This is a genomic window from Geobacillus sp. Manikaran-105 (genome assembly GCF_002809955.1).
Classification (GTDB): domain Bacteria; phylum Bacillota; class Bacilli; order Bacillales; family Anoxybacillaceae; genus Geobacillus; species Geobacillus thermophilus.
In genome coordinates this window covers 33,665-52,595 of record NZ_PIJG01000001.1, presented here as the reverse complement: position 1 = coordinate 52,595, position 18,931 = coordinate 33,665, and the positions used below count along the sequence as shown (strand labels likewise).

Annotated in this window: 19 protein-coding genes; all 19 read right to left on the bottom strand. The window is 56.4% G+C overall.

Annotated elements, in window-relative coordinates; translation table 11 throughout:
• Window positions 1–13 precede the first annotated feature (13 nt).
• Window positions 14–2,089, bottom strand: a complete 2,076-nt coding sequence (topA, locus tag CV945_RS00275) for a type I DNA topoisomerase (RefSeq protein ID WP_050368499.1) — start codon at window positions 2,087–2,089, stop codon at window positions 14–16.
• Window positions 2,090–2,167: 78 nt separating this feature from the next.
• Complete coding sequence (gene dprA / locus CV945_RS00270) at window positions 2,168–3,049, bottom strand: DNA-processing protein DprA (protein WP_033008162.1); 882 nt, start codon at window positions 3,047–3,049, stop codon at window positions 2,168–2,170.
• Window positions 3,050–3,112: 63 nt separating this feature from the next.
• Window positions 3,113–4,015, bottom strand: coding sequence for a succinate--CoA ligase subunit alpha (gene sucD / locus CV945_RS00265; RefSeq protein ID WP_015374401.1), 903 nt, complete (start codon window positions 4,013–4,015; stop codon window positions 3,113–3,115).
• Window positions 4,016–4,032: 17 nt separating this feature from the next.
• Window positions 4,033–5,193, bottom strand: coding sequence for an ADP-forming succinate--CoA ligase subunit beta (sucC, locus tag CV945_RS00260; protein WP_020278184.1), 1,161 nt, complete (start codon window positions 5,191–5,193; stop codon window positions 4,033–4,035).
• A 115-nt stretch (window positions 5,194–5,308) separates the two neighbouring features.
• On the bottom strand, window positions 5,309–5,599 hold the full coding sequence (locus CV945_RS00255) for an EscU/YscU/HrcU family type III secretion system export apparatus switch protein (RefSeq protein WP_061580839.1): 291 nt from the start codon (window positions 5,597–5,599) through the stop codon (window positions 5,309–5,311).
• Window positions 5,596–7,149, bottom strand: a complete 1,554-nt coding sequence (locus CV945_RS00250; RefSeq protein ID WP_100658901.1) for a cytosolic protein — start codon at window positions 7,147–7,149, stop codon at window positions 5,596–5,598. The genes CV945_RS00255 and CV945_RS00250 overlap by 4 nt, the downstream gene beginning before the upstream one ends.
• Before the next feature lie 48 nt (window positions 7,150–7,197).
• Entirely contained in the window at window positions 7,198–7,977 is a 780-nt protein-coding gene (locus tag CV945_RS00245) for a ribonuclease HII (RefSeq protein WP_050368498.1), read from the bottom strand.
• A 76-nt stretch (window positions 7,978–8,053) separates the two neighbouring features.
• Window positions 8,054–8,920: a ribosome biogenesis GTPase YlqF gene (ylqF, locus tag CV945_RS00240; RefSeq protein WP_033011146.1), complete on the bottom strand. Its 867-nt coding sequence runs from the start codon at window positions 8,918–8,920 to the stop codon at window positions 8,054–8,056.
• 12 nt (window positions 8,921–8,932) lie between these two features.
• Entirely contained in the window at window positions 8,933–9,484 is a 552-nt protein-coding gene (lepB, locus tag CV945_RS00235) for a signal peptidase I (protein WP_014195438.1), read from the bottom strand.
• Between the two features lie 119 nt (window positions 9,485–9,603).
• Entirely contained in the window at window positions 9,604–9,960 is a 357-nt protein-coding gene (gene rplS / locus CV945_RS00230) for a 50S ribosomal protein L19 (RefSeq protein WP_013145772.1), read from the bottom strand.
• Between the two features lie 135 nt (window positions 9,961–10,095).
• Complete coding sequence (trmD, locus tag CV945_RS00225; RefSeq protein ID WP_162839645.1) at window positions 10,096–10,857, bottom strand: tRNA (guanosine(37)-N1)-methyltransferase TrmD; 762 nt, start codon at window positions 10,855–10,857, stop codon at window positions 10,096–10,098.
• Window positions 10,857–11,375 (bottom strand): ribosome maturation factor RimM, encoded by a 519-nt coding sequence (gene rimM, locus CV945_RS00220; protein WP_033011151.1) that lies wholly within the window; start codon window positions 11,373–11,375, stop codon window positions 10,857–10,859. Before rimM ends, trmD begins: the two co-directional genes overlap by 1 nt.
• A 14-nt stretch (window positions 11,376–11,389) precedes the next feature.
• A complete protein-coding gene (locus CV945_RS00215; RefSeq protein WP_033011152.1) occupies window positions 11,390–11,776 on the bottom strand; it encodes a YlqD family protein in 387 nt (128 codons plus the stop codon).
• Between the two features lie 46 nt (window positions 11,777–11,822).
• A complete protein-coding gene (locus CV945_RS00210) occupies window positions 11,823–12,059 on the bottom strand; it encodes a KH domain-containing protein (RefSeq protein ID WP_014195433.1) in 237 nt (78 codons plus the stop codon).
• An 11-nt stretch (window positions 12,060–12,070) separates the two neighbouring features.
• Window positions 12,071–12,343, bottom strand: a complete 273-nt coding sequence (rpsP, locus tag CV945_RS00205) for a 30S ribosomal protein S16 (protein ID WP_033011154.1) — start codon at window positions 12,341–12,343, stop codon at window positions 12,071–12,073.
• Between the two features lie 94 nt (window positions 12,344–12,437).
• Window positions 12,438–13,778, bottom strand: coding sequence for a signal recognition particle protein (ffh, locus tag CV945_RS00200; protein ID WP_100658900.1), 1,341 nt, complete (start codon window positions 13,776–13,778; stop codon window positions 12,438–12,440).
• Window positions 13,779–13,796: 18 nt separating this feature from the next.
• The gene (locus CV945_RS00195) at window positions 13,797–14,129 is read right to left on the bottom strand and encodes a putative DNA-binding protein (protein WP_033011156.1); all 333 of its coding nucleotides are present in this window, start codon (window positions 14,127–14,129) and stop codon (window positions 13,797–13,799) included.
• A 208-nt stretch (window positions 14,130–14,337) separates the two neighbouring features.
• The gene (gene ftsY, locus CV945_RS00190) at window positions 14,338–15,327 is read right to left on the bottom strand and encodes a signal recognition particle-docking protein FtsY (RefSeq protein WP_033011157.1); all 990 of its coding nucleotides are present in this window, start codon (window positions 15,325–15,327) and stop codon (window positions 14,338–14,340) included.
• Window positions 15,328–15,342: 15 nt separating this feature from the next.
• Window positions 15,343–18,906 carry a chromosome segregation protein SMC gene (smc, locus tag CV945_RS00185; protein WP_100658899.1) on the bottom strand — a complete coding sequence of 1,188 codons (3,564 nt, stop codon included), beginning with the start codon at window positions 18,904–18,906 and terminating at the stop codon, window positions 15,343–15,345.
• Window positions 18,907–18,931: the final 25 nt, after the last annotated feature.

Below are 18,931 nucleotides of genomic sequence, written 5' to 3'. Positions count from 1 at the left end.
GTTCAACACTCCGTTATGTTTCCGGCTGTTCTTCATAATCGCAGGCCGTGCATTGCACTTGCACGCCTTTTTTTAACTTTTTCTCGACAAGCAGGCCGCCGCATTTCGGGCATGGGCGGGCAAGCGGCTTATCCCAGGAGACAAAATCGCACTCCGGAAAGCGGCTGCAACCGTAAAAGATCCGCTTTTTCTTCGTGTTGCGCTCGACAATCTCTCCTTCATGGCACTTCGGGCATTTGACGCCGATTTGTTTGACGATCGGCTTCGTATGGCGGCATTCGGGAAAATTGGAGCAGGCGATAAACTTGCCGAAGCGGCCCATTTTGTACACCATCGGGCTGCCGCATATGTCGCAGTCGATCCCGGCCGGCTCGTCTTTAATCTCCACTTCGCGCATTTCTTTTTCCGCCACTTTCAACCTTTTCTCGAACTCGCGGTAAAACTCATCGACGACTTTGATCCATTCCACTTTTCCCTCTTCAATTTCATCCAGCTCTTTTTCCATTTTCGCCGTAAACTCGACATCGATGATTTCCGGGAAAAACTCTAGCATCAGCTCGACAACGATTTCCCCGAGCTCCGTCGGGACGAACCGTTTGTTTTCCAACACGACGTAGTTGCGTTTTTGGATCGTATCGAGCGTCGGGGCGTAGGTCGATGGGCGGCCGATGCCGAGCTCCTCCAACGTTTTGACAAGGCGCGCTTCCGTATAGCGCGGCGGCGGCTGGGTAAAGTGCTGCTTCGGGTCGACCGCCTCGCTCTTGACCGTCTCCCCTTCCGTCAAGTCCGGAAGAAGCCGGTCTTGCTCTTCCGCTTGATCGTCCGTCCCTTCAATATACACTTTCATAAACCCCGGAAACTTCACCGTCGAGCCGCTCGCGCGGAACACGACGCCGTTGTTTTCCAGCTCGACGCTCATGGTGTCGAGCACCGCCGCCGCCATCTGGCTGGCGATAAACCGTTCCCAAATGAGTTTATACAACCGAAACTGGTCGCGCGTCAAATATGGCTTCACGTTCTCCGGATCGCGAAACGCCGAGGTCGGGCGAATCGCCTCGTGGGCGTCTTGGGCGTTCGCGCTGTTCTTTTCTTTCCGCTTCTCCTGACTGACGTACGCCGCGCCGAATTTGGCCTCAATGTACGCTGCCGCCTCTTGCTGCGCCGTTTCGGCGATGCGCGTCGAATCGGTGCGCATGTACGTAATGAGCCCGACCGTTCCTTCGCTGCCGAGGTCGATCCCTTCGTACAGCTGCTGGGCGATCATCATCGTCTTTTTCGTGCGGAAATTCAGCTTGCGCGCCGCTTCCTGCTGCAGTGACGATGTGGTAAATGGGGGCACCGGGCTGCGTTTTCGCTCCCGCTTTGTCACCGTTTTCACCGTAAACGCGGTCCCGCTCAAGCGGGCGAGCACCGCTTTGACGTCCGCTTCCGTTTTTAATTCCCGCTTTTCGCCGTCCATCCCGTAAAACGAAGCCGCAAACGCCTCATCCCCTTTTTGAAACGTCGCTTGAATCGTCCAATATTCTTCCGGCTGAAACTGGCGAATTTCTTTTTCCCGGTCGATGATGAGGCGCAGCGCAACCGATTGGACGCGGCCGGCGCTCAACCCTTTTTTGACTTTTTTCCATAAGAGCGGGCTGATGTTGTAGCCGACGAGGCGGTCGAGCACGCGCCGCGCCTGTTGGGCGTCGACAAGATTCATGTTGATGGAGCGCGGCTGCTGGAACGACTGCTGAATGGCATCCTTTGTAATTTCATGAAAAACGACGCGGCAGTCTGAGTGAATGTCTAAATCGAGCATGTGGGCCAAATGCCAGGCGATCGCTTCCCCTTCCCGATCCGGGTCGGCGGCAAGAAACACTTTTTTCGCCTTTTTGGCCGCCGTTTTCAGCTCCTTAATCACCTGGCCTTTGCCGCGAATCGTAATATATTTCAATGCGTAGCCGCGGTCTATATCAACGCCCATCTGGCTTTTTGGCAAATCGCGAACGTGTCCCATCGAAGCTTTGACCGTATATTTTTTTCCTAAGTACCGCTCGATCGTCTTCGCTTTCGTTGGCGATTCGACGATAACCAAGTAGTCTGACATCCATCTTCCACCCCTAGGAAGTAAATTGAAATCTTCATTATTATTAATGATTATTGCCGCATTTGTCAAACATGATCATTATACGTACGGGAATTCGACGATGATGTCTTCCGCTTCCTGCACTAGTTTTGCCCCGTGCTGAATAAGCGTATTCGGCCCGGCTGCCTCGGCCGCCCCGATCGGACCGGGGACGGCAAACACTTCCCGCCCTTGCTCGAGCGCATACGCGGCGGTGATGAGCGAACCGCTTTTCCGTTTCGCTTGCACGACGAGCGTGCCGAGCGACAGTCCGCTGATGATGCGGTTGCGCGCCGGAAAGTGCCATGCCTGCGGCTTCGTTGCCGGCGGATGTTCGGCGATGACAAGCTGTTCATTCATCAAATAGCGGGCGAAGGGCCAGTGCGCTTTCGGGTAAACATGATCCAGCCCGCCGGCGATGACGGCGATCGTCGTTCCGCCGTACTTGACGGCAAGTCGATGGGCATGAATGTCGATGCCGGCAGCCAGCCCGCTGACGATCGTCCATCCGGCGGCCGAAAGGGGCGGAACAAGCTTGTCAAGCGCTTCGAGCCCGTCTTTGGTCGGGCGCCGCGTGCCGACGATGCTGATCAACTTTGTTTGTTGAAGCAAGCCGGCGTTCCCTTTTGCATACAGCACCCATGGCGGCGCGTAAATATGCTTTAACAGCGGCGGATAGTGATCATCGAACACGGTTATGACGTGAATGCGGCGAGCTTGATACGTTTTGATGAGCCGGTGAAGATCAATGGAATGCAGGTCGCGGAAAAAAGCGGCGAATTGTTGAGAAGTAAGCGGAACGAGCGGGCGAAGGGATTGAGGGGGCATGAAAAATGGAGCGGCAAGCGTCGGGTCCGCGTCAAGCAGAGAGCGGATCGTCTTCCAGCCGGCTCCGCGGCAATGGTGAAGATGAATGAGCCGGTCGCGAACTGTATCGTACATACCATTCTCCTTTCTGCGTCAATGGCAAACAGCGCCCCGCACGGCAACGTGCGGGGCCCCATGTTAATGCGTTTTGCATTTTTCGTATAAACCGCGCTCTTTCAAGACCGAAATGAGCGTTTCGCCGATGACGGCCGGCGTTTCCGCTACTTTGATGCCGCATTCGGTCATTTTCTTGATTTTTTCCGCCGCCGTGCCTTTGCCGCCGGAAATGATGGCGCCGGCATGGCCCATCCGTTTGCCCGGAGGCGCCGTTTGCCCGCCGATAAAGCCGACGACCGGCTTCGTCATGTTCGCTTTCACCCATTCGGCCGCTTCTTCTTCCGCCGTGCCGCCGATTTCGCCGATCATAATGACCGCGTACGTCTCCTCGTCTTCGTTAAACGCCTTCAGCACATCGATGAAGTTCGTGCCGTTGACCGGGTCGCCGCCAATGCCGACCGCCGTCGATTGGCCGATGCCGGCTTGCGTCAATTGGTGAACCGCTTCATACGTCAGCGTGCCGGAGCGCGAGACGATGCCGACGTGCCCTTTTTTATGGATGTAGCCCGGCATAATGCCGATTTTGCACTCTTCCGGCGTAATGACGCCCGGGCAGTTCGGGCCGATGAGGCGAGTCTTTTTCCCTTCCATGTACCGCTTCACTTTCACCATATCGAGCACCGGAATGCCTTCGGTGATGCAGACGACAAGATCAAGCCCGGCGTCGACCGCTTCCATAATGGCGTCTGCAGCAAACGCCGGCGGAACGTAAATGACCGAGGCGTTCGCGCCTGTTTTTTCGACCGCTTCGGAAACGGTGTCAAACACCGGCACGCCTTCGACTTCCGTGCCGCCTTTGCCCGGCGTAACGCCGCCGACAATGTTCGTGCCGTATTCAATCATCTGTTTTGTATGAAACAGCCCTTGCGAACCGGTAATCCCTTGTACGATCACTTTCGTATCTTTATTGACAAAAACGCTCACGTGTCTCCCTCGCTTTCTTAACGTACTAGCTCGACGATTTTTTGCGCGCCGTCCGCCATCGATTCCGCCGCTGTAATGTTCAAGCCCGATTCTTCTAAAATCTTTTTCCCGAGCTCGACGTTCGTGCCCTCAAGACGGACGACAAGCGGAAGCGTGAGGCCGACTTGCTTCGTCGCTGCGACGATGCCGCTCGCGATGACGTCGCATTTCATAATGCCGCCGAAAATGTTGACGAAAATGCCTTTCACGTTCGGGTCCGACAAAATGATTTTGAACGCTTCCGTCACTTTTTCCTCGCTGGCGCCGCCGCCGACATCGAGGAAGTTGGCCGGCTCGCCGCCGTAATATTTGATGATGTCCATCGTCGCCATCGCCAAGCCGGCGCCGTTGACCATGCAGCCGATGTTGCCGTCAAGGGCGATGTAGTTCAAGTCGTATTTCGATGCTTCAACCTCTTTCGGATCTTCTTCGTCCAAATCGCGGTATTCGAGCACGTCCGGGTGGCGGTACAACGCGTTCGAATCAAAGTTCAGCTTCGCGTCAAGCGCCATCACCTTGCCGTCGCCGGTGACGACAAGCGGGTTGATTTCGGCGATCGAGCAGTCTTTGTCGACAAACACTTGGTACAAGCCCATCATAAATTTGACCGCTTGGTTGACGAGATGCTTCGGAATGTTGATGTTGAACGCCAAGCGGCGCGCTTGGAACGCCTGCAGCCCGACGGCCGGGTCAATGTACTCTTTGAAAATTTTCTCCGGCGTTTTCGCCGCGACTTCTTCGATTTCCGTGCCGCCTTCTTCCGAGCCCATCAACACGACGCGCGAGGTGGCGCGGTCGACGACAAGGCCGATATAGTATTCTTTTTGGATGTCGCACCCTTCTTCAATCAACAGCCGTTTCACTTCTTTTCCTTCCGGGCCGGTTTGGTGGGTGACGAGCACTTTGCCGAGCAGTTCGCTGGCGTATGTACGGACTTCCTCTAAGCTTTTCGCCACTTTCACCCCGCCCGCTTTGCCGCGCCCGCCGGCATGAATTTGCGCCTTGACAACGCATACCGGCGTGCCGAGCGCTTTGGCGGCTTCCACTGCTTCATCAACCGTGAACGCGACGCGGCCGTTCGGCACGCTTACGCCATAGCTTCGCAAAATTTCTTTTGCTTGGTATTCATGAATGTTCATGCGCCAACCTCCTATGTATGAAACTGAAAAAGTCTTAGCGCTTTCATTTTATACCTAACATTTCCCGCTTGTCCACCGTTTCGCCGCAAAATTGAGAAATTAGGAGATTGGAAAATCATCCCTTTTCCCCCTCCGTTTCCTGTTTCGCCGCCTGATCCAGCTGATAAAGGAACGCAAACAACTCCGCCACAACCGCATACAGCGCTTCCGGAATCGTGTTATCGATTTCCACTTTGCTGAGAAGTTCAACGAGCGACGGGTCCTTTCGAATCGGCACGCCATGCTGTCGGGCGGCAGCGATGATCGCTTCCGCCGCCGTTCCCGCTCCCTTCGCTTTCACGACAGGCGCTTCGTGAACCGCCGCGTCATAGGACAGGGCGACCGCTTTTTTCCGCTCCTCGCTCATACGCGCCAATCCACCTCGCTGCTGCAGCCGGCAAACGGCAGCACGGAAGGGGCCGGGGGACTAGCTTCGGCCGCTTTCACATCAATGCCCGACAGCAGATAACCGTGCGCCTGAAGACGCTCTTTCACCAGCGGGGCAAAGCGATGAGCGAGCTCCGGCAGCCTCGGATCATCGTGAAAAAGGGAAATGTGGACGATCCGCCGCTGCACACGCATATCGATCAAAATCCCGCCCAGTTGTTCGAGCGTGACGCTGCAAACGATGCGGCTATAATCGGGATCAAGCGCCCCTCCATCCTTCCGCCGCCCTTGCCAATAAACCGAAAAATCGTGGTTGCGCCCGCCCAGCGGCAAAGGAAAAGAAATCCAAATGTGCCCGACAGGCCCATCGCTTCCGGCGATGACGGCCATTCCGTCAAGGCGGTCAAGAAACGCTTCCGCCGCGGCTTCTGCCTCTTTGCTTCCCGCTCCGCCGAGCAGATGAAGAAGCAGCCGTCTCAACGAAGGAGCCATCGGCGGCGCGCCTCTTGTTTTCAACGCTTCGGCGAGCATCGCCTCATCCTCAAGCCCGAGGCGGCCAGCGATCCGCCTCAACCAATGAAACAGCGACAGCGCCGGGTCGCCGGCCGTGCGGACAGACGTCCACAGCTTCGCTTCCGCCTCTGACAGCGCACCGCTTTTGTAGGCGGCATCGACAGCGGCAAAGCGCGCGAAAAACGCTTCCTCGTCCGTCAGGCCGAGCAGCTTCCCGACTTCAGCAAACTGCCGCTGCTGCATGGCGTTCTGAATGGCGGCCATCCGTCCTGCCGGCAGCGGAACAAGCCCGAGGCGGAAAAGAAGCGCATGAGCCGGCCCCTCCGCTCCTTCTTCCGCTGTCAACAACAGGCGCACCGCTGCCTCATAGGCGAACAGCGGCGGCGAAAGAAGACGGTCGGCCGCCTGCTTGAACACCGGCGCCATCGGGCCTGAAGAACGTTCAGTGAACACCGCTTTTAGCCTTTCAAGCTGCACTGCGAGCGGCTCTCCGGTCCGCGCCGCCCACAGTGCGCGAAATACGGCGGGAGACGGCGGGAGGCGGCGGTGGAACAAATAAGCAAGCACCTCCTCCGCGTCGGCCGGCCGGCCGGTTTTCCGCACCGCTGCGGCCAGTTCCGCCGCTTCTTCTTTCGTTACGGCCGCGCCTGCCTTCAGCGCTTGGCGAAGCACCGGGAGCGCGGCCTCGGGCAGCTTCCACGCCTGCTGCCATCGGCGGACGACATCTTCACGGGGAACCGCCTGCTCCGGTTCGGAAAGCGCGACCGCTTTCCAGTAAACGTTGCTGCCGCTTTCCTTGATTTCAAACAAGTACGTGCGCCCGGCGGCAAGCGGCGCCTCGAGGCGGGCGCGCACGAGGCGGCCGCCGGTGCGGACAAGCGCTGTCCGCTCCCCCGTCTCCGCCTCTTCCACCCGCTCGATTCGGCCGACAACCGCCTGCCCCGGCCGAAACTGTCCGCTTGACGCCGCATCACGGACGGCGGCTACAGGAACGGTTCGTTCCATCCGCTCCACCATTTTGCTTTCCCCCTTTCGTCCCGGCCCGCATCCCAGCCGTGGGGCCGGCTAATTTTCAACGCCCGCCGCTTCCTTTACCGGCGCGAACGAGCGGCGATGCTCCGGCGTTATGCCGTAACGGCGGATCGCCTCGAGATGCTCCGGCGTCCCGTAGCCCATATGGCGGGCAAACCCGTACTGCGGATAGCGGCGGTCGAGCTCTTTCATCAGCCGGTCGCGCGTCACTTTGGCCATAATGGAAGCCGCGGCGATCGAAGCGCTGTTGGCATCGCCTTTCATCAGACGCCGCTGCGGCAGCGCGCACGGCACCGCCATCGCATCAACGAGCAAGTAGTCAGGCGGCGGCGACAGCGCGCTGACCGCCTTTGCCATCGCCTGTTTCGTCGCCTCGTAAATATTCCGCTCATCAATTTCCGCCGCACTGACAATGCCGATGCCGACCGCAACCGCACACGCCTCGATTTGCGCAAACAACGCCTCGCGCTTGGCTGCTGTCAGCCGTTTCGAATCGTCAAGCCCTGGCAAGTAGGCGTCAGGCGGCAAAATGACCGCCGCCGCGACGACCGGGCCAGCAAGCGGCCCGCGCCCGGCCTCGTCAATGCCGGCGATTCGTTCGATGCCGGCGGCGTACAGTTCACGCTCATAGCGCATCAACTCCTCCCAACGCCGCCGCATCGCTTTTTCCCGCTCTTTTTGTTTCACAAAACGGGCAAGCAGCGCCTGCACGCTTTTCCGTTCATCGCGCCGCAGCATCTCCCAGCGCGGGTCATCCTCGCCGCCAAGCTCCGGAAGCAGCGCTTCGATTTCTTTTACCGTGTACTCCTTCATGTTTCTCTCCCTTTTCTACTTATACTATCGGCCATGTTCAGCCGGCTGTGAAGCAAAAAACGCCCGCCGGACGCCATTACGTCCAGGAAGCGGGCGTTTCAAAACTCAACCGTCCTAATTTTTCGGTGCGAATGTCGTATAAGACAATGTCAGCGACCTTGTCATAGTCAATGCCGCCGCCCGCTGTCAGGCAGCCGCGCCGCCGGCCGATGGCGTCAAATAAGGCGACGATGTCATCGGGGATGCTGTCAAGGCGGTAGCGCTCCGACAGCCGTTCCGGATAATGGACTGACAAAAAGCGGAGCGCATAGGCAGCGACGTCTTGCAAGTTCAAAATTTCATCTTTGATCGCTCCGGTGACCGCGAGCTTGAAGCCGACGTCTTCATCCTCGAACTTTGGCCATAAAATCCCTGGCGTATCAAGCAGCTCCATTTCTTTGCCGACTTTGATCCATTGCTGGGCTTTCGTCACCCCCGGCTTATCGCCGGTTTTGGCGATATGGCGGCCGGCGAGCCGGTTGATGAGCGTCGATTTGCCGACATTCGGGATGCCGACAATGAGCGCCCGCACGGGGCGTGGATTTTTAATGCCCTTCGCCCGCATTTTCTCAAATTTCTCTTTTACCATTTCTTTGGCAATGAAAGCGATTTGCCTGACCCCCGTCCCGCTTTGCGCATCGATGGCGATGGCTGTTCGGCCTTGGCCGCGGAAATAGCGGATCCATTGCTCAGTCACGGCCTCATCGGCCATATCCGCCTTATTGAGCAAAATGAGGCGCGGCTTTTGTCCGAGAATGTCATCGATCATCGGGTTGCGCGATGACATCGGCAAACGGGCGTCAAGCAGCTCAAACGCTACGTCGATCAACTTTAATTTTTCTTGCACTTCCCGCTTCGCTTTTGCCATATGGCCGGGAAACCATTGAATCACTGTCATTGGCATCACCTGCCTCGTTTATTTCACAATCCGGGCGTCAGAAAGCGGCCAATACACAAGATTCGCCTTGCCAACGACTTTTGACATCGGAATGAAGCCGATATGGCGGCTGTCTTTGCTGTATCGGCGATTGTCGCCCATGACGAACAAATGCCCTTCCGGCACCGTGCTCCGCCCGGTCAATTCCTCAAGTGTAAACGGCTCGGTCAGCGGCCCGTCGGCAACCTGCTTTTTACGTTCGTCCAAATACGGCTCTTTATACGGTTTGCCGTTTACGTACAAGGTATCATTTTTGTACTCGATCCGGTCGCCCGGCAAGCCGATCACCCGTTTAATATAGTCTCTCCCTTCCTCGGCATGAAACACAATAATATCGAAACGATGCGGCATGCCGATTTTGTAGGCCAACTTATTGACAATCATCCGCTCGTGATTATGTAACGTCGGCATCATCGAAATGCCGTCGACGATAATCGGGGCAAAAATAAAGTAGCGGATGCCCCCGGCGAGCAAGACGGCAACGACGATCGCTTTCATCCATTCACGCCATTCGCTTTTTTTCTGTTCCATTGTCCACCCACCTAAATCAAAGTTTGCAGTCGTGGATCACTACCGTAATCATCATTGGCGGTAGTGAAAAAAGGAGCTTGAAAGCAAGCTCCTTTTCCGCTGTGATCCACCGTTGTCCATTATTGCGCTGCGTTCGTATTTTCCTTGATGCGCGCCGCTTTGCCGCGAAGTTCACGCAAGTAGTACAATTTCGCACGGCGAACTTTCCCGCGGCGGATGACTTCCAATTTTGCGATTTTCGGCGTATGCACCGGGAATGTGCGCTCAACGCCGACGCCATAGGACACTTTGCGGACAGTGAACGTTTCGCTGATGCCCGCTCCGCGCCGTTTGATGACGACACCTTCAAACACTTGGATGCGTTCGCGGTTGCCTTCCACAACTTTCACGTGGACGCGCACCGTGTCGCCCGGGCGGAAATCCGGCAAGTCGGTCCGCAATTGTTCTTTCGTGATCTCTTGGATTAAATGATGCATCATTTTCCACTCCTTCCACAGATGTTCATGCCAATGCGTTTGATCATTGCAGCGGAACATCGTTTTCCGTCCTTAAGCGGACTGCTTCAGTCACACAAAAGATATGATAGCATAAACGCCGGGCGCAAGCAATAGTTATTCGCATTGAGAGCCGCTGTTTTCCGTTTCGCGTTCATGTTCCCACTCTTTCAGCCATTGCTTTTGTTTCTCGGTGAGCGGATAGCCGGCGAGCAAATCCGGGCGGCGCAAAAACGTGCGCCGGAGCGACTCCTTCTCGCGCCATTCGGCAATGAGCTGGTGGTTCCCGGAAAGCAAAATGTCCGGCACTTTCATGCCGCGAAAGTCGGCTGGCCTTGTGTATTGCGGATACTCCAGCAGGCCGGAACTGAACGAGTCGTCAACCGGCGACGCTTCGTTGCCGAGCACGCCGGGCAGCAGGCGGACGACGCTGTCGACGATGACCATGGCGCCGAGCTCCCCGCCTGTTAAAATGTAATCGCCGATCGAAATTTCATCGGTCGCCAAATATTGGCGGATGCGCTCATCATATCCTTCGTAATGGCCGCAAATAAGCACCAAATGCTCTTCTTGGGCGAGCTCTTCTGCCTTTTTTTGCGTGTAGCGCTCGCCTTGCGGGCAAAGCAAAATAATGCGCGCGCCAGGCGAGCCGGCTGTCACATGTTCCACCGCGTCGAAAATCGGCTGCGGCTTCAGCACCATGCCGGCGCCGCCACCGTACGGGTAATCATCAACCGTCTTATGCTTGTTGTCGGCAAATTCGCGGAAGTCAACAAGCCGGATGTCCACCGCCCCTTTTTCTTGCGCCTTCTTTAAAATCGACTCATTCAATACGCCGGAAAACATGTCGGGAAACAGCGTCAAAATATCGATCCGCATCATTCAAGCAGCCCTTCCATCGGTCGGATGATGATCGTTTTTTGCGCCGGATCGACGCGAAGAACGACTTCGTCGATGTACGGAATGAGCGCATCGGTGCCGTCGCCGCGCCGGACGACCCAGACGTCGTTCGCCCCCGGCGTTAAAATTTCCCTGACCGTGCCGATCGTTTCTCCTTCTTCCGTTACGACGGTACAGCCGATGATTTCATGGAAATAATACTCGCCTTCCGCGAGTTCACCGAGCTGGCTTTCCGGCACTTTCAGCATCGCTCCTTTAAACGGTTCGACATCGTTGATGCTGTCATAGCCTTCAAACGACAGCAAGTCGAACGATTTATGGACGCGATGGCTTTTCACCGTCACTTCGATCGGCTCGCTGTCGCGTTCGCGGAAAATGTACAGCTTGTTTCCTTTTTTGTATCGCTCTTCCGGAAAATCGGTGCGGGAAATGACGCGCACTTCGCCGCGAATGCCGTGCGTATTGACGATTTTGCCGACGTTAAACCATCGTTCCATTCTTTGCTCCCTCCTTAGCGAATCTCTTTCACGACGCCGTCTTCAACGATAATGGCGCGCGTTTTCGTCACCTCTTCCCAGCGGTCGCCGACGTTCACCTCAATGAGCGCCTCGACTTCCCGCTCTTTCAATTCACTTCCTAACGGTAGCATATGTAACTGTTCAAGCTGAAACTCAAGCAGCTTGATTTTCTCCATCCGGTCGTCGATTTCTTTGGCAAAATATTGCTTTACAAGACTAGCCGGGTATTTCCCGCTTTTTTCCATCCGCTTTTGCTCGAAGCGAAGCTGGCCGCACTCGCGCTCCAACTGCTGCTTGCGCGCCGCAAATGCCGCCGCAAGCTCTTGTTTGCTCCGCTCGGTGACAACTTGCCGCACTTCGACCGTTTGAATGAGCTTCATCCCCATCCCCCTTTACGGCGATATCAAAAAAGGGAGAGGAACATCCTCACCCTTTTTCTTTCACGTGCACAATCACCCGCTTGGGCGATCCAGCGGCGGCGGCATAGACGACCGTGCGGATCGCATGGATCGTCCGTCCTTGTTTGCCGATCACTTTGCCGATATCGTCATCGTGCACCGACAGTTCATAGATGACGGCCGTCTCTTCCTCACGGGTTTCGACCGCCACCGCCTCCGGATGATCGACAAGCGCCTTGACGATCGTTTCAATGAGCGGTTTCATGTGCATCCCGCTTATTTGCCGTATTTCAAGTTATGGAACTTCTCTAAAATGCCTTGTTTCGACAGCAAGCTGCGCACCGTGTCGGACGGTTTGGCACCGTTTTGCAGCCATTTGAGCGCCAGCTCTTCATCGATTTTGATTTCGGCTGGCTCCGCAACCGGATTGTATGTGCCGATCGTTTCAATGAAGCGGCCGTCGCGCGGCGAGCGGGAATCCGCCACAACAATGCGGTAAAACGGTTTTTTCTTTGCGCCCATGCGTTTTAAACGAATTTTTACTGCCATAGTTTGTACGCACCTCCGTATAGTGTTCACACAAGATAGTATATTAACAATTCTTTTTCCGTTTGTAAAGGTTTTTCGCTTAACAGAACATCATTTACATAAATGGGAAGCGAAATCCTTTTTTCTTCCCTTTGGGCATATTCGTCATCATTTTCATCATTTTTTTCATGTCATCAAATTGCTTGAGCAGCCGGTTGACGTCTTGCACGGTCGTGCCGCTCCCTTTGGCGATCCGCCTTTTGCGGCTAGCGTTGATGATTTCCGGATGCATTTTCTCCTCTTTCGTCATCGAGCGGATGATCGCTTCGACGCGGGCGATTTGCTTTTCATCGACTTGAATGTTGGAAAGCCCTTTGATTTTATTGGCTCCCGGCAGCATTTTAATCAGTTCGTCAAGCGGTCCGAGCTTGCGCACTTGGCCGAGCTGCTCCAAAAAGTCGTCAAGCGTGAAGGTGGCCGTGCGCATTTTTTGTTCGAGCTCTTTCGCCTTCTCCTCATCAACGGCGGCCTGCGCTTTTTCAATGAGCGTCAAGACATCGCCCATCCCTAAAATGCGGGACGCCATCCGCTCCGGATGAAACGGCTCGAGCGCATCCAGTTTTTCGCCCATCCCGGCGAACTTGATCGGCGCTCCCGTCACGGCGCGAATCGACAGCGCCGCCCCGCCGCGCGTGTCGCCATCGAGCTTCGTCAAAATAACGCCGGTGATGCCGAGCTGTTCATGGAAGCTTTGCGCGACATTGACGGCGTCTTGACCGGTCATGGCGTCGACAACGAGGAAAATTTCGTCCGGCTTGACCGCCTCTTTCATTTGCTTCAGTTCATCCATGAGCGCCTCATCAATGTGAAGGCGGCCGGCCGTGTCGATCAGCACATAGTCGTAATGCTCTTCTTTCGCCCGCTCGAGCGCCTGTTTCGCGATCTCGACTGGATTGGCGTCCTCGCCGAGCGAAAAGACAGGAACGTTCAGCTGTTTGCCGAGCGTCTCCAGCTGCTTGATCGCCGCCGGGCGGTAGACGTCAGCAGCGACCAGCAGCGGCTTCCGGTTATGGCGCTTGCGCAGCAAGTTGGCGAGCTTCCCGGTCGTTGTCGTCTTCCCAGCCCCTTGCAGTCCAACCATCATGACGACCGTCGGCGGCTTTTTGGCGACCGCGATTTTGCTCTGTTCGCCGCCCATTAACGCCGTCAGCTCCTCTTTGACCACTTTAATCACCTGCTGGCCCGGCGTCAAGCTTTTCATCACTTCCTGCCCGACGGCCCGTTCGCCCACCCGTTTGATGAAATCTTTGACGACTTTAAAGTTGACGTCAGCCTCGAGCAAAGCGAGGCGCACTTCGCGCATCATCTCTTTGACATCCGCTTCGGTGACTTTCCCTTTGCCGCGGATGCGGTTCATCACCTGCTGCAAACGTTCGGACAATCCTTCAAACGCCATGGCGGCCACCCCCTTTTTTTAATCAAGTTCATCCAGCTCGCGGACAAGCGCCGCCAATTCGGCGTCAGCGCCGTAATGCCGGCTGATGTAGTCTTTCAGCCGCTCGATGGCCTGCCGCCGCTGTTCATATTTTTGCAGCAGCCCGAGCTTCTCTTCATACTGCTCAAGCATCGCTTCTGTGCGCCGGATGTTATCGTACACCGCCTGGCGGCTCACCTCATATTGTTCAGCAATTTCCCCGAGGGAGTAGTCGTCCAAGTAGTACAGCGCCATGTAATTGCGCTGTTTCGGCGTCAGCAGCGCGTGATAAAAATCATACAAATAGTTCATGCGCATCGTTTTTTCGAGCACCGAACGCTCCCTCCCCCGTTGTTAAGTAAATTCCCTTTACAAGTGAGTGTACTTTGTTTTCCGGCTCTTGTCAAGATGAGGACGATTTTTCCCCCCATAAAAGCAAGGCTGGGGCGCGGTTGGCCGCCAGCCTGGCGGGAAAACACGGATGCAGGCCGCGCCGATGCCGTACGAGCCGCTAAACGGCATGCAACTGGCCAACTAGCCGTTATTGTTCATCGAACAAACCGGCAAACAGTCCGTATACATATTTTTCTGCATCAAACGGCTGCAAATCGTCCATCTTTTCGCCGAGGCCGACGAATTTCACCGGGATGGCCAGCTCGTTGCGAATGGCGAGCACGATGCCGCCTTTTGCCGTTCCGTCGAGCTTTGTCAACACGATGCCGGTCACATCGGTCGCTTCTTTAAACAGCTTCGCCTGACTCATCGCATTTTGCCCGGTCGTCGCATCAAGCACAAGCAGCACTTCATGCGGAGCGCCCGGGATTTCGCGGCTGATGACGCGCTTCACTTTTTCAAGCTCTTTCATTAAGTTCACTTTGTTTTGCAGCCGCCCGGCTGTGTCGCACAACAACACGTCAACGCTGCGTGCTTTTGCCGCCTGAATGGCGTCGTACATAACGGCCGCCGGGTCGGAGCCGGCCGCCTGCTTAATGACATCGACCCCAACGCGTTCGCCCCATACTTCCAACTGCTCGATCGCTCCGGCGCGGAACGTGTCGCCTGCGGCCAAGAGCACCGATTTCCCTTCCGATTTCAGCTTATGCGCCAGTTTTCCGATCGTCGTCGTCTTGCCAACGCCGTTGACGCCGACGAACAATATGACCGTCAGCCCTCCTTCTTGCATATTCAAGGCGGAAAGCTCGTTGTCATCGGCGCCGGCGCGGTAAATGTCAATCAGTTTTTCCGCGATCACGTCGCGCATTTGCGCCGAATCTTGAATGTTGCGGCGCTTCACTTCCATTTTCAGCTCATCGACCAGTTCCATGACGGTCGCCACGCCGACGTCAGCGGCGATTAAAATTTCCTCCAGCTCTTCGAAAAATTCCTCATCGACTTTCCGGTAGCGGGCGATCAAGTCGTTCACTTTCCCGGCGAGTGAATCGCGCGTTTTCGACAGCCCTTCCTTAAACTTTTCCGTGACGGCATCCGCCTGTTTTGTCCACTTTTCTTTCAACTTTTGAAAAAAGCCCATCGAGGCTCCTCCTTTCTATGACGACACGAGTTGCTTGGAGTCTTCCAAACGGACGGAAACGAGCTTCGAGACGCCCGATTCTTGCATCGTGACGCCATACAGCACGTCCGCCTCTTCCATCGTCCCTTTCCGGTGGGTGATGACGATAAATTGCGTATCGCGGCTGAACCGCTTCAAATATTGGGCGTAGCGCTGCACGTTCGCTTCATCAAGCGCCGCCTCGACTTCATCGAGGACGCAAAACGGCACTGGGCGCACTTTTAAAATCGAGAACAAAAGGGCGATCGCCGTCAACGCCCGCTCACCGCCTGAAAGCAGGCTTAAGTGCTGCAGCTTTTTCCCCGGCGGCTGGGCGACGATCTCCACCCCGGTTTCAAGCAAGTCGTTCGGGTCAGTCAGGCGCAAATCGGCGCGCCCGCCGCCGAACAGCTCGCGGAACACCTCGCCGAAATGAGCGCGGATTTGTTCGAACGTTGAAAAAAACCGTTTTTTCATTTCCTCGTCCATTTCGTCGATCACTTGATGGAGCGTCGCTTTCGCCTCTTCCAAATCGGCTTTTTGCTCGCTCAAAAAACGGTGCCGTTCGGAAACGCGCTCATATTCATCGATCGCTCCTAAATTGACGGTGCCGAGCTCATCGATGGCGCGCTTGATCAGCTTCACTCGCTTGCGCGCCTCTTCGGCCCCGATTTCAAGCGGATAGGCCAAACGGGCCGCCTCAAACGACATTCCATACTCTTCGCCAAGCCGGGTGAGCAAGTTATCAAGCTCAACGTCCAGCCGGTTCAACTTCACTTCTTCGTCTTTGACCACATCGACAAGCTGTTTATGCTGGCGCTTCGCTTCTTTCCATTCCCGCTCCAAATGCTCAAGCCGCCCTTGGCAGTCAAGCCGCTGTTCGCGGCGGCTGGCGATGAGTTCAATCGTTTTTTGCTTGTCTTCTAGCTTTTGCTGCCGCTGTTGCTCCAGTTCGTCCTCGTTCCAGGACGGCGCGTTCATTTCGGCGGCAAGGGCGGCGCGCTCCCGTTCGGCTGCTTCGAGCTCGCGGGCCGTTTCAGCCAATTCCGTTTCAAGCTCCTCCACTGTCCGCCGCGCGTGTTTCACCCGTTCTTTCGTCTCGGCCAAAGCGACTTTTTGTTCTGTGATCGCGGCTTGCAGCGCTTCTTTTGTCGTTTGCTCCGTCTGTTTTTGCGCCTGCAGCCGGCTGATGTCGTCGTCAATCGCTTGCAGCTTTCCGGCAAGCTGCTCAAGCTGTCTGTCAACGGCGACGAGACGGCGGTTGAGTTCCGCCGCTTCACGCTCATCGTTCGCTTTTTCTTCATCGTACAGCGCGAGCCGCTCGTCGATCCGCTTTTTTTGCCAGTCGAGTTCGCGTTGTTCGTCTTTTTGCGCCTGCAACGACTGCTGCAGCGCCGCCATCTTCTCTTGCAGCGCAGCCGCCTCCCGTTCCCGCTCCGCCCGCTCTCGCTCTTTCCCTGCGATATCGCGCTCGAGCCGGGCGATCGTTTCATCCATTTCACGCAATTTGGCAGCCATCGCCTCGAGCTCGCGGGCTCGGCCCAACAGCGAAGCCGTCTTTTTCGCCGCCCCGCCGCCGGTCATCGCGCCGCCCGGACTGACGACATCGCCGTCAAGGGTGACGAGCCGATAGCGGTACTGAAGGAGTTTGGCGAGTTCATTGGCTCCTTTTAAGTCCGCCGTGACGATGACGTGGCCAAGCAAATGGGCGATCGCCGCCTGGTGGGCGCGATCGTACTCGACCAGCTCGCTTGCGATGCCGACAAACGCCGGATGGCCGCTGATCATCGCCCGCTCCCGCTCCGACAGGGCGCGCGCTTGAATGACGTCAAGCGGCAAAAACGTCGCCCGCCCATGGCCGTTCGTTTTCAAATAGTGGATGGCTTGCCGCGCCGCCGCTTCGCTGTCGACGACGATGTGCTGCATCGCGCCGCCGAGCGCCGTTTCGAGCGCCGTTTCGTAGCGGTCCGGCACGCGGATCAGCTCGACGATTGCGCCATGAATGCCGGGAAGCCGGTCGCGCGCTTTTAATACTTCCTTCACCCCTTGGAAAAAGCCGGCATAATCGTGTTGCATCTCTTCCAGCCATTGCTTGCGCGCTTTTGTTTGCTGCCGGTATTGACGCGCCTGCTGCAAAAGCGACTCATTCCGTTTGAGCTCCGCCTTTTGTGCCGCAAGTGCGGCCGTCATATGAGCCAGCTTCCCGCTCGTCTCAGCGATGGCTTGTTCAAGGCGGGACTGCTCAGCGCGCGAAGCCGCCAGTTTTCGTTCTATCTGCTCGCGTTCAGCAAGATGGTGGCGGTTCGCTTCGTCGAGCGCCGCCCGCTTGGCCTGCAGCTTGCCGATCGCCTGCTCCACATGCGTGCGCTCGTTTTTCAACGCCGCTTGTTCGTGGACAAGGTCGATATAATCGCCCTTTCGCCGCTCGATCTCCTCCTCAAGATCAACCTCATACTCGGAAAGCGACATTTGTTTCTCTTTCAGCTCTTTCTCCAGCGCCGCGGCAGCGCCCTCAAGCCGGGCGAGCTCAGCCCGCTCTGCACGGAGCCGTTCGGCCAGGCGGCGCTGTTTCGCCGTTAAAGCGGCGGCAGTCTCCTCAAGCTGCTCTTTCCGCTTTTCTGCATTTTTTTTCCTCTCTTTTAACACTTCCTTCCGGCCTTCGAGTTTTTCAAGCTCCTCGCTTGCCAACAGCAGCACTTGCTGCAGGCCGTCGATCGACTCGTCAATGGCCGCCATTTGGTCGCGCAGCTGTTCGATATGGGCTTCCATTTTGTGCAGCGCCGCCGCCAGCGCTCCTTCCTCTTGCTGGTGCCGATCAAGCGCTTCCTTCAGTCCGCTCCATTGCCGGTGCAGCTCCTCGATGTCGTGCACCATAAGCGCCACTTCAAACCGCTCGAGCTCCTCGCGTTTTTCCAAATACTCTTTGGCGATTGACGCCTGCATCCGAAGCGGTTCAAGCTGCTGTTCGAGCTCATGCAAAATGTCGTTGACGCGATGCAAGTTGTCTTGTGTTTCCGCAAGTTTTGTTTCCGCCTTTTTTTTGCGCAGCTTGTATTTCAAGACACCGGCCGCTTCTTCAAAAATCGTACGCCGCTCTTCCGGCTTGCTGCTTAAAATTTCTTCGACCCGGCCTTGGCCGATGATCGAAAACGCCTCCTTGCCAAGCCCGGAGTCCAGAAACAAATCGACAATATCTTTTAAGCGGCACGGCTGGCGGTTGATGAAAAACTCGCTTTCCCCGGAGCGGTAAACGCGCCGGGTGATGCTCACCTCTTGATACTCAAGCGGCAAAAAGCCATCTTCGTTGTCGAGCGTGATCGTCACTTCGGCGACGTTCAGCGGCTTGCGCGAGTCGCTGCCGGCGAAAATGACGTCTTCCATTTTTGCCCCGCGCAGCGATTTCGCCGACTGCTCGCCGAGCACCCAGCGGATCGCGTCGGTAATGTTGCTTTTGCCGCTTCCGTTCGGGCCGACAACCGCCGTGACACCGGGGACAAAATCAATCGATACGCGGTCGGCGAATGATTTGAAGCCGATCACATCTAACCGTTTTAGGAACATGATACGATGCTTCACCATCTTTCCG